The organism is Arthrobacter sp. NPDC093125, from assembly GCF_044754225.1.
GTDB lineage: Bacteria > Actinomycetota > Actinomycetes > Actinomycetales > Micrococcaceae > Arthrobacter.
Map to the genome: position 1 here is coordinate 99,325 of NZ_JBIVOQ010000009.1, position 10,637 is coordinate 109,961.

Below are 10,637 nucleotides of genomic sequence, written 5' to 3' on the forward strand. Positions count from 1 at the left end.
CAGAACATGCTTCCCGACATCTGGCTGATCTCCCTGAAGGACCTTGACGACGATGCCCGCTCAATCCATCTCGGCGAAGTGGCCATGATGGAGCTGGGCGCGGGCCAGAATGACTTTGTCGGCGATCCTCTGCGGATGATGCTGGCAGGGCTGGAAGAGGAGTCACGCCGTCCCTATGTGATCGAGTCCGGCGGGGAGGCTGCCGGCGTGCTGACCCTGCAGACGGGTGCGGCGACACTGGCAGGATGGCCGGATGACCACTCGGTCTGGCTGCTCCGAGGGTTCCTTATCGACCGGATCCGGCAGGGGAGGGGGCTGGGGACGGCAGCCGCGGCAGCAGCTGTGGCTGCCGCCGCAAAACTCACGGCGAGGCAGGGAAGCGGAGAGTCCGGCGTCGTGCTTTCGGTCAATGAGCGCAACAAAGCCGGCATTGGCGCCTACCGCAAGGCCGGTTTTGAGGACCGCGGACTGTACCTGGGCGGTGACGCAGGTCCGCAACGGACCATGTACGCAGGGTTCTGAAGAGTGCTTATAGACTGCTGGAGTACGTGTTCCTCGACCTTTAGGAGAAGTTCATGAACTACAGCGGAAGTCCGTCCGAGAAGGCAGTGGCGGCTGGCGAGCTGGACAGGACCCATGTCGGGCAGTCGGTGAGCTTTCAGTCGAACGATTTCACGGTGGTGTTCGGAAAGATCGCGGGTATTGCACGCACGGAAGCCCAGGTGTACCTGACGCTGGAAGGCGTGGGAGGCGGAACCCACCTGAAGGATGAGTATGATCTTCCGGTCGGCCAGCACGTTTACCTGCAGCTTGATCCGCTCAGCAATGCCGGAAAGACCATCTCCGACGCGGAGAAGATCATCAAGGAGAAGTTCGACGAGCTCAAAAAGAACCTCCTTGACCGGGAACAGAAGTCTGATTCCCAGTAGCAGCGGTTTTTAGCACGGCCCTTTATAGAGCCGCTGCTGGAACGGTGTTTCAGCCGGGCAGCGGAGAACCCCGCACCGCTTCGGCGATGCGGGGTTCTCTTCGGTATTGCCGTTGCTACCTGATAAAACGGGACTGGCTAGAGGCCGCAGTAGAGCTCGAATTGGACAATGCTTATTGCTCTGGCTGTAGACCGTTGAAACTCTCTAGATGCAGTACTTCTATCCAGTGGGGGAAATTTACTGGGTTCCGAAAATGCCGCGAGCCGGCCTGCATTCGTCTACGCCTGTCGCGGTAGCTGGCGGATGTCTTGAGCTGTCCTTGATCCGCCGTGCGTATAGTCCGGTGCAGCCGTCGTCCGCAATTGATGCACGCTTTCTGCGGCTTCGGTTAGGTGGCCCGCCCTGCACCCCAATGAGGGCGGGCCACCGCCCTATTAACTAAGTAACTAAGCAATCCCCGCAACTGGGGGACATGCGAGGATTGCCAGTGATACCTAGCTCTTATTTAGCAACTCAACTTGATCAGCCTGCTGCCGGGTTACACGCCGTTCATGTGCTTGCCGTAGCATCGCGCCTACCGTCACCGTAACGGCCCATTCGGGCTCTACGGCGGCGCTAGGTGGCCCGCTCCGCGCGTGGGGGGCAGAGCGGGCCGCCGAAATGGCAGGATGAACGACATGAGCGACATCATCGACTTCCTCAATGCCCGCATCGCCGAGGACGAGACAGAAGCGCGGCGAGAACTTGAACAGCTTGCCATGACCGAAGCAAAGGCTGACCTCCGAGCTTTCGCCGAGTGCGAGGCGAAGCGGAAGATCATCGCCCACCACGAGCGCATCGACTGGGACAACGAACCATCCCGCGACCGGGACTACATGGAGAAGTTCCTCCGCATCGTCGCCGAGGTCTACGCTGGCCACCCCGACTACCGGGAAGAATGGCGACCTTGAGTACCCTTCATGTCGAAAAGGTGCTGGCAGGCCGGGGTCTTACTAAAGGTGTCTTCGTGTTCTACCGTTGCGGCTATGAAGCTGAACGTGGTCTATAGAGGTGGAGACAAGGACGGACAGTCCGACCTTCAAGAAACACCGGACTTCCCGATGGATCTTCCTGAGGGACGTTACGTCTTGACCTACAGGCATGCCATGCAAGCACCAGAGCCGACAGAGGCAATAGCTTCGTGGGTGCCGTACGAGGACGGGACCGAGTAGAACTAAGCACCGCACGCAGCATCATTTCTTTCCGAGCTGATGGGATGTTCGACGATGCTGGAGTGGGCAAAATGTCCTCTGGACAAGTGATATTTTGCAGTAGCTGGACGGCAAAGAACCCCGCATCGTGTCTGGCGTTGCGGGGTTCTTCTCGGTCAGTGCCACGCGAATTGGGGGCCGCGGAAGCACTGGGGCCAAGCTACCGTCAGTATCCTTAGTATTCCAAATTGAGGGCGTAATCCGTTCATAGGTCTTAGAGGACACCATCGCGGTCGGGTCATGACCTGCGGCATTACTTTGCTTCACTGCTCATTGCCCAAGACCTTGACGTGAAGGTGGCTCCAGAAGAGTTTCAGGCATTCCTCTGCCAAGACCACTCTTGATGCGTACGGCCATATGTGGCCAGACAAAGAAGAGTCCGCACGGGCTGCCGTTGCGGAAGTGCTGGCAGCCCGTGCGGACTCTCTGCGGACTAAACCTGGTTTAGCCCTTTGCTTTAGCTAGACGCCGTAGTAGAGCTCGAACTCGTAGGGGTTCGGGCGCAGGGACAGCGGACGGATCTCGTTCTCGTACTTGTACTCGATCCAGGTGTCGATCAGGTCCTGGGTGAACACGCCGCCGGCCTGCAGGAACTCGTTGTCCTCGCGCAGGGCCTCCAGGGCTTCCTCGAGGGTGCCCGGAGCCTTGGGGATGTCCTTGGCTTCTTCGGCGGGGAGCTCGTAGAGGTCCTTGTCGATCGGAGCCGGCGGTTCAATGCGGTTGCGGATACCGTCGATGCCGGCCATCAGCTGGGCAGCGAACGCCAGGTACGGGTTGGAGGAGGGGTCCGGAGCGCGGAACTCGATGCGCTTGGCCTTCGGGTTGGTGCCCGTGATCGGGATGCGGATACCGGCGGAGCGGTTACCCTGCGAGTAGACCATGTTGACCGGGGCCTCGAAGCCCTTGACCAGGCGGCGGTAGGAGTTGACCGTCGGGTTGGTGAAGGCCAGGACGGCGGAAGAGTGCTTCAGCAGGCCGCCGATGTACCAGCGGGCGGTGTCGGACAGGCCGGCGTAGCCCTTCTCGTCGTAGAACAGCGGCTGGCCGCCGTTCCACAGCGACTGGTGGCAGTGCATGCCCGAGCCGTTGTCACCGAAGACCGGCTTCGGCATGAAGGTAACGGACTTGCCCCAGGCGTCAGCGGTGTTCTTGATGACGTACTTGAACTTCTGCAGGTCATCAGCCGCGTGGGTCAGAGTTGTGAACTTGTAGTTGATCTCAGCCTGGCCGGCGGAGCCGACTTCGTGGTGGCTGCGCTCGACCTCAAGGCCGGCCTCGTCCAGGGCGACGCACATGGCGTCACGCAGGTCAGCCTGCTTGTCGGTGGGGGAGACCGGGAAGTAACCGCCCTTGACCGGGGTCTTGTAGCCCAGGTTTCCGCCTTCTTCTTCGCGGCCGCTGTTCCAGTGGGCTTCCTCGGAGTCGATCTTGTAGAAGCTGCCCTCGGGGGAGGACTGGTACTGCACGTTGTCGAAGACGAAGAACTCTGCTTCGGGAGCGAAGAAGGCGGTGTCTGCGATGCCGGTGGAGGCGAGGTAGGCTTCAGCCTTCTCGGCTACGCCACGGGGGTCGCGGTGGTAAGGGTCACCGGTGCGGGGGTTCACGATGGAGAAGTTCAGCGCAAGGGTCTTCTCCATGCGGAACGTGTCCAGGAATGCGGTGGTGACATCCGGGATCAGCTGCATGTCAGACTCAGCAATGCCCTGGAAGCCGCGGATGGAAGATCCGTCGAAGAGCTGGCCGTTGACGAAGAAATCAGCGTCGACGCTCTTGGCCGGCACGTTGAAGTGCTGCTGCACGCCAGGAAGGTCGGTGAAGCGGATATCGACGAACTTAATATCTTCGTCCTGGATGAACTTGAGGACTTCGTCCGCAGTCTTGAACATCTATGCTCCTTACGCATATGTAATAACTGGCTGGAGGCCTATGTGGTCCAGCGCAATCGTGGTGCAGCGCAGTGGAACAGGCGAAAAACACAAAAGTGCCCCCGCCTCCAGCTCGCTGGCAACTGTTACCACCCTAGGGACAAGGGGTTTCCCGTCCGTGTCGGCTTTGTTTCCGGCAGGTTACATAACCGCCTGATATGTAAACGCTATACGGTGTCCACACTGTGGTCTATCCGCATCCACGATTCGGGAGCCGGGACTGCGCGGGACGGGACAACTGACCGGTAAACTTGGACGGTGGTAGATCGCAGAGACATTGGTTCCTGGCTGAGCGGACCGGACACATCCGGCATTTCCAAGTACCCGGGGGAGCGCCTGGGACTTCCGGAATCGGGTCGCGGATCCATTGCCCGCGCCGGGCGCCGGATCGTGGCGATCGTCATTGACTGGACCCTGGCCCTGCTGATCAGCAACTTCCTTTTTTCGGGCGATTCGTGGGCAACACTCGCGGTCTTCGCAGCAGAACAAATCCTGCTGATTGGAACTCTCGGCTACAGCATCGGCCACCGCGCCATGGGGATCCATGTGGTCCGGCTCGGCGGCACGCCCGCCGGCCCCCTGGCAGCCCTGGTCCGTACGCTGCTGCTGTGCCTGGTCATTCCCGCCGTGATCTTCGATCCGGACCAGCGGGGTCTGCACGACAAGGCCGCGAAGACCGTCCTGGTCCGCATGTAGCTAGACGTCGGCGGTTTCTTCGCCGGCCGGTTCCCTGACGCTCCGTTCCTCCTCCGCCGCTGCCTGCCTGCCAGCGGGGGCTGCGCCCGCCGCGGTCAGGTAGCCGCGGCTTTCCGCCCAGCGTTCGAACAGCACTGTGGCAAACGGCAGGACTGCCGAGAAACCGGCGAAAAGCGCAACGAGGAACGGCCAACGCTGCAGCCGCCACAGGACGAGGGCCGTCAGGCCATAGCCGATGAACAGTGCCCCGTGGATCGGGCCGGCGATTTCCACGCCCAGCTCAGTGGTCTTGGCGATCCATTTGAAGTACATGCCGGCCAGCAGCGCTGCCCAGCTGAACGCTTCTGCAAGGGCGAGCATACGGAAGATGCGTACGACGGCGGTGGTTGACGGTGCTTTCACAGGATCTCCGGCTCTGTTGGTGTTTTCGGCGGACGCGGGCAGCATGCAGCTTCCGCCGGTGTCTGGCAAATGAAAGCGCCCCGGCCGCCGGAGGAGGTCCGGCCGCCGGGGCGGATCAGGAAGTTTAGCGTCCGCGCTGCGGGCGGGCCTTGTAGGGATCAACGCCCTTCGGAATGGGGAGCCGGGTGCCGAGGGACGAAATGCGCTTGGACACTGCGCTGACCTCGATCTTGGTGAGCTCCTTGTCCAGCTTGTTCATCTTCTTCGCGACCTGGCTGATGGGCGTCTGGCCCTCCCCGCGGCCGCTCTCGATCACATGGATGGTCACGTTGGGGAGGATGCGCGCAAGCTTCTTGCGCTCAGAGTCCAGCAGCGGCTTGACGCGGTGTGAGGGGCCTTCGCTGACCAGCACGACGCCGGGACGGCCGATGGCGCGGAAGACAGCGTCCTGCGTGCGCGGGTTGACGGCGACCGGCTGTTCTTCGGTGATCCAGCCGCGCTTGAGCGTGCTGAGGGCAGCCCCGGACGCGCCGGGCTGGTTTTCGATCTGGGCGAAAGCCGCCCGTTCCGCGCGGCGCGACAGGATGAATGTAGCGGCGAGGAAACCCAGCGGAATGCCGATGATCAGGCCGGTAATCCAGTTATTCAGCAACAGGCCAACGACGAGGCTGACGGCGACGACACCCAGGAAGGCCAACAGCATGAGCCACGGGACCATGGGATCGTGGCGGCGCGTCATGTTGAAGACTTCGCCGATCTGCTTGAGCCGGCTGGGCTTCTTGACCTTCGCTTCCTTGGGCTTGCGCGAGAAGAGGCCGCGCTTGGGAGCGTTAGCTGCCGGGGAGTTGTTGCTGGAATCAGGGGATTTCGCCATAGTGCCTTAATTCTACGTGATCCACGACAAAGGACCGGACGCCGGATACTTCCGGCGTCCGGTCCTTTGGGCGGTCAGATGTGTCCTGCTAGGAGTGCGCCGCGAGCAGGCTGCTGGCTTCCTGGCGGGTGGTTCCGGAGGACTCGATGTGGGCGAGTTCGGCGGGGATTTCCCGGCCTTTCTTGCGCATCGCGGTGGCCCAGAGCCGGCCGGCCCGGTAGGAGGAGCGGACCAGGGGGCCGGACATGACGCCGAGGAAGCCGATCTCCTCCGCTTCCTGCTGCAGGTCCACGAATTCCTGCGGCTTGACCCAGCGGTCCACCGGCAGGTGCCGTTCGGAGGGGCGCAGGTACTGGGTGATGGTGATCAGGTCACAGCCGGCCTCGTGCAGGTCCCGGAGGGCCTCGGAGATTTCCCCGCGGGTTTCGCCCATGCCCAGGATCAGGTTGGACTTGGTGACCATGCCCAGGTTCCGTCCCTGGGTGATGACGTCCAGGGAGCGTTCGTAGCGGAACGCGGGGCGGATGCGCTTGAAGATCCGCGGCACGGTCTCGACGTTGTGGGCGAACACCTCGGGTGCGGAGTCGCAGATCGCGGCAATGTGCTCGGGCTTGCCGGAGAAGTCCGGGATCAGCAGTTCGACGCCGGTGCCCGGGTTCAGCTCGTGGATCTTGCGGACCGTTTCGGCGTAGAGCCAGACGCCCTCGTCGGCGAGGTCGTCGCGGGCCACGCCGGTGACGGTGGCGTAGCGCAGGGCCATGGCCTGCACGGAGCGGGCGACCTTGGTGGGTTCGAACATGTCCACCGGGGAGGGCTTGCCGGTGTCGATCTGGCAGAAGTCACAGCGCCGGGTGCATTCGGAGCCGCCGATCAGGAAGGTGGCTTCCTTGTCTTCCCAGCACTCGAAGATGTTCGGGCAGCCGGCTTCCTCGCAGACGGTGTGCAGGCCTTCCTTCTTGACCAGGCTTTTGAGCTGGACGAACTCCGGGCCCATCTGGACCTTGGCCTTGATCCATTCCGGCTTGCGCTCCACCGGGGTGGCCGCGTTGCGCTGCTCGATACGCAGCATCTTCCGGCCTTCTGGTGCCAGTGTCACAGGAGAACTCCTTCGGGGGTTGCAACTAAAGCGTCTTCATTCTTGCGCAGTTCCTCGATGATCCGCGAAACAAGATCAGCCGGAGCCACGTCGCGGCCGGTTTCCCGGGCGATGGTGGTCACTCCTGCATCGGTGATTCCGCAGGCGATGATCTGGCCGTAGGGAGCGAGGTCGTTGTTGCAGTTGATGGCGAAGCCGTGCATTGTGACACCCTGGTTGACCCTGATGCCGATGGCCGCGATCTTGCGGGCGGGGCCTTTGTGGTCTTCCTCGATCCAGACACCGGCGCGGCCCTTGATCCGGACGGCCTGAATGCCGTAGTCGGCCAGGACGGCGATGATGACGGCCTCGAGCCGCTCGACATAGTCGCGGATTCCGGCCTTGTTCTTCAGTTTGATGATGGGATAACCCACGAGCTGGCCGGGTCCGTGCCATGTGAGCTTGCCGCCGCGGTCCACCGGTACCACGGGAGTGCCGTCGAAGGGCCGCTCGTGGTCCTCCGTCAGCTTTCCGGCCGTGTAGACGGCGGAATGTTCGAGGAGAAGTACCGTGCTGGCGGCCTTGCCTGCCAGGACGTTCTCATGGATTTCCCGCTGGAGGTCCCAGGCCTTCGAATAATCCACGAAATCAGGGGCGAGACCCAGCTGTCTGAACTCAAGAGTCATGGCATCCAGCTTAGACCTTGGCCGGGTCCCTCCCGGCTAGTGTGTGCCCAACCTCTCACTCGCTGAGGCCCTTCGGACCCGGCTGCCGCACCTGTGGATAACTTCTGCGGGAACAGCCAGATTCCGGTAGTCATTAAGGCATGGATGCTGAGGGGCAGGATACTGATCCGGCAGGACGTGAGCCGAAGGTGGCGGGCTACCTGGTGCGCCGCCGGCTGGGCGCCGGCGGGAGCGCCGTCGTCTGGCTGGTGGAGGAGGAAGCCACCGGGCGGCAGCTGGCCCTGAAGTGCTTCGGCCCGCTGTTCCACGAGCCCCGGCCCACCTCCCACTCGTCGCGATCCCACCCGCCTCAACGCCACCAGTCCCGTCCCCGCAGTTCCAGTGCAGGTGTGTATGCCGAGGAGGATATCCGCCGGGAGCTGCTGATCATGTCCGTCCTCGACCACGGGCACCTGGTCAGGGCGCATGAGGTTGTCAGGGTCGGTGAGGGCCCGGACACCGCTTTGGGAATCCTGATGGACTACGCCCCCGGCGGCTCGCTCGGGCAGCTGGTCGCGGCCCGCGGACGATTGAGCGTCGGCGAGACGGTGACCGTGCTGACGCCCGTTGCCCAGGCCTTGGCTTATCTACATGGCAAGGGATTCACGCATTCGGATGTGTCGCCCGGCAACGTTCTCTTTTCCGGGCACGGGAAGCCCCTCTTGGCCGATGTCGGCGTGGCCCGCATGGTGGGCGATCCGGCCGGGGTCTCAGATGCCGGGACGGCAGGTTTTCAGGATCCCTCCCCGGTGGATGCCGTCCGGGCGGGCCTGCAGCCCGGGCGAGACGTCTATGCCGCAGCCGCCGTGGGCTGGTACTGCCTCACCGGGGCTCCGCCCCTCCCGGCGGCGGCCCGGCCGCCGCTGTCCGTGCTGGCTCCCGATGTTCCCCCTGAGCTTGCCGCGGCGCTGGAGGCAGGCCTCAACGAGGACCGGCGGCAGCGGCCCGATGCGACAGAGCTTGCGACGGCGGTCTACCGGAGTGCGGCGGCAGCACCTGTTGACCTTTCCCGCTCGGTGGATCCGAGCGTCCTGCCGCAGCTGCTGACACGCAGGCCTGAGCCGCCACCACGCAGCCGTCATCGGGAGCGCCTGAGCGCCTGGCGAAGACGCCTCCACACTTCCGGGCTGGCGAAAGCGCTCCGGCCGCGCAGGAGTACCAGTGCCGGGACGTCACCGCGCAGGCGTGCGCGGCGGTCCGCCGCGCCCTCCCGCAGTCGCGCGAGGGCGGTGTGGGCCGCCCTGGCCGCCGTCGCTGTCATTGCAGATGTGTGGCTGCCGCTGCCACCCTCACCAGAGCTGCTGCCGATTCATGTTCCGGGCGCCGCTGAGGCAGGAGTGCCGAGTCCGGGCCCCGCTGAACCCAGTACTACGGGTCCGAAGGCAGGCGGTCCGGTTCCGGCCGCTGTGCCCGCTGCCGTCCGTCGCCAGGTGCAGTCGGCCAATCCCGTGGAAGCCGTCAAGGGACTCGCAGCACTCCGTTCCTTCGCCTTGAGCCATGGCAGGCTGGAACTGCTCCGCGAGGTGAACGCCGGCAACTCCCCGGCAGCTGCAGCCGATGCGGGCATCAGCACCAGGCTGCAGGAGTCCAAGTCGGTGCTCGAAGGTTTCTCCACCACCCTTTCCGGCATTCGACTCCTTCCGGAAAGCTCAAACGAACGGGCTGTGGTTGCCGTGACGGCTGTGACCTCCGGTTACGTGCAGCGGCCCCCAGCGGGAACTGCGGCCACCAGCCCTGCTCCAGCGCCGATTGACCTGCGGCTCGTCCTGCTCAAGGTAAAGGGCAAGTGGTTTATCTCAGAGATACTCGCGGCACGGTGATGCGGCTGCCACGCGCCCGCACTCCCACTCGACGCCGCCACGCCTTTCATTCCCCGCCGGCCACCCACGCGGCGGCCTCCCGGAGGGCCGGATGCTGCCACTTGAACCCGGCCGCACTTAGGCGGGACGGCTCCACCTTCTGGCTGGCCAGGAGGAGCTCGTCCGCCAGCTTGCCCATCACGAGCCGCAGCGCGGGCGCCGGGACTCGGAGCGCCGCGGGCCTGTGCAGGGCCGCCGCCAGTTCCCTCACCAAGGCATTGACGTCGGCGGCTTCGGGGGCGGAGACAATGACCGGGCCGGACAACTCTGACGCCAGAAGGAATCCGAATGCCGCGGACAGGTCCGGCAGCGTGATCCATGGCCAGTACTGGCGGCCGTTGCCCAAGGGACCGCCGATCCCCAGCCGCAGCAGCGGAAGCAGTTTCCCCAGGGCTCCGCCGGACCGGTTCAGCACCACGGCGGTCCGCGGGGTTACCACCCTCACACCGTCCGGAGCCTCGCGGGCGGCGGCCTCCCATTCGATGCAGATCCGGGCAAGGATGCCGGAACCGGCGGGGGATTCGTCGTGGAGGACGGCCGCGCCTGCGTCGCCGTAGTAGCTCGTTCCGGACTGGCTGATGAAGACTTGCGGCGGCGCATCGAGGTGCTTCATCGCCGTGGCCAGGGTCCGGGTCGGGTCCAGCCGTGAACGGAAGAGTTCGTTGATGCGTCCGGGCGTCCACGGCCTGTCACCAATGCCGGCGCCGGACAGGTTGATGACGGCGTCGGCGCCCTCAAGGCAGGCAGGGTCGAGGAATCCGGACGACGGGTCCCAGCGGATTTCGGCGGGGGAAGCGGGCGTCCTGCGGACCAGCCGCGTGACGGCATGTCCGTCGTCGGCGAGGCGGGCGGAGAGGGGGCTGCCGATGAACCCGGAGGCGCCGGCCATGACGATACGCATG

Annotated in this window: 11 protein-coding genes; 5 read left to right on the forward strand and 6 right to left on the reverse strand. The window is 64.1% G+C overall.

Going from position 1 to position 10,637, the window contains the following annotated elements:
* The first annotated feature begins 6 nt into the window (after nucleotides 1-6).
* From ACIP9X_RS16080 to ACIP9X_RS16090, 3 genes are all read left to right on the forward strand, one after another.
* On the forward strand, nucleotides 7-522 hold the full coding sequence (locus ACIP9X_RS16080) for a GNAT family N-acetyltransferase (RefSeq protein ID WP_400480750.1): 516 nt from the start codon (nucleotides 7-9) through the stop codon (nucleotides 520-522).
* A 53-nt stretch (nucleotides 523-575) separates the two neighbouring features.
* Complete coding sequence (locus ACIP9X_RS16085; RefSeq protein WP_400480751.1) at nucleotides 576-929, forward strand: hypothetical protein; 354 nt, start codon at nucleotides 576-578, stop codon at nucleotides 927-929.
* Nucleotides 930-1,606: 677 nt separating this feature from the next.
* The gene (locus tag ACIP9X_RS16090; RefSeq protein ID WP_400480752.1) at nucleotides 1,607-1,879 is read left to right on the forward strand and encodes a DUF6221 family protein; all 273 of its coding nucleotides are present in this window, start codon (nucleotides 1,607-1,609) and stop codon (nucleotides 1,877-1,879) included.
* Nucleotides 1,880-2,640: 761 nt separating this feature from the next.
* On the opposite strand, the gene glnA is transcribed toward ACIP9X_RS16090, so the two are convergent.
* The gene (glnA, locus tag ACIP9X_RS16095; RefSeq protein ID WP_400480753.1) at nucleotides 2,641-4,065 is read right to left on the reverse strand and encodes a type I glutamate--ammonia ligase; all 1,425 of its coding nucleotides are present in this window, start codon (nucleotides 4,063-4,065) and stop codon (nucleotides 2,641-2,643) included.
* Nucleotides 4,066-4,362: 297 nt separating this feature from the next.
* On the opposite strand from glnA, the gene ACIP9X_RS16100 reads away from it, so the two are divergent.
* A complete protein-coding gene (locus ACIP9X_RS16100) occupies nucleotides 4,363-4,800 on the forward strand; it encodes an RDD family protein (RefSeq protein ID WP_400480754.1) in 438 nt (145 codons plus the stop codon).
* On the opposite strand, the gene ACIP9X_RS16105 is transcribed toward ACIP9X_RS16100, so the two are convergent.
* The 4 genes from ACIP9X_RS16105 to lipB all read right to left on the reverse strand — a co-directional run bounded on the left by ACIP9X_RS16105 (nucleotide 4,801) and on the right by lipB (nucleotide 7,837).
* Nucleotides 4,801-5,202, reverse strand: coding sequence for a DUF3817 domain-containing protein (locus ACIP9X_RS16105; protein WP_400480755.1), 402 nt, complete (start codon nucleotides 5,200-5,202; stop codon nucleotides 4,801-4,803).
* Nucleotides 5,203-5,326: 124 nt separating this feature from the next.
* On the reverse strand, nucleotides 5,327-6,076 hold the full coding sequence (locus ACIP9X_RS16110) for a DUF4191 domain-containing protein (RefSeq protein WP_400480756.1): 750 nt from the start codon (nucleotides 6,074-6,076) through the stop codon (nucleotides 5,327-5,329).
* Between the two features lie 88 nt (nucleotides 6,077-6,164).
* Nucleotides 6,165-7,172, reverse strand: a complete 1,008-nt coding sequence (lipA, locus tag ACIP9X_RS16115) for a lipoyl synthase (RefSeq protein ID WP_400480757.1) — start codon at nucleotides 7,170-7,172, stop codon at nucleotides 6,165-6,167.
* Nucleotides 7,169-7,837, reverse strand: coding sequence for a lipoyl(octanoyl) transferase LipB (gene lipB / locus ACIP9X_RS16120; protein ID WP_400480758.1), 669 nt, complete (start codon nucleotides 7,835-7,837; stop codon nucleotides 7,169-7,171). The genes lipA and lipB overlap by 4 nt, the downstream gene beginning before the upstream one ends.
* 140 nt (nucleotides 7,838-7,977) lie before the next feature.
* Between lipB and ACIP9X_RS16125 the strand changes: the two genes are divergently transcribed.
* Nucleotides 7,978-9,696 carry a serine/threonine-protein kinase gene (locus ACIP9X_RS16125; protein ID WP_400480759.1) on the forward strand — a complete coding sequence of 573 codons (1,719 nt, stop codon included), beginning with the start codon at nucleotides 7,978-7,980 and terminating at the stop codon, nucleotides 9,694-9,696.
* 46 nt (nucleotides 9,697-9,742) lie between these two features.
* Here the strand turns inward: ACIP9X_RS16125 and ACIP9X_RS16130 are convergent, their stop codons facing one another.
* On the reverse strand, nucleotides 9,743-10,636 hold the full coding sequence (locus tag ACIP9X_RS16130) for a TIGR01777 family oxidoreductase (RefSeq protein WP_400480794.1): 894 nt from the start codon (nucleotides 10,634-10,636) through the stop codon (nucleotides 9,743-9,745).
* Between the last annotated feature and the right edge of the window lies 1 nt (nucleotide 10,637).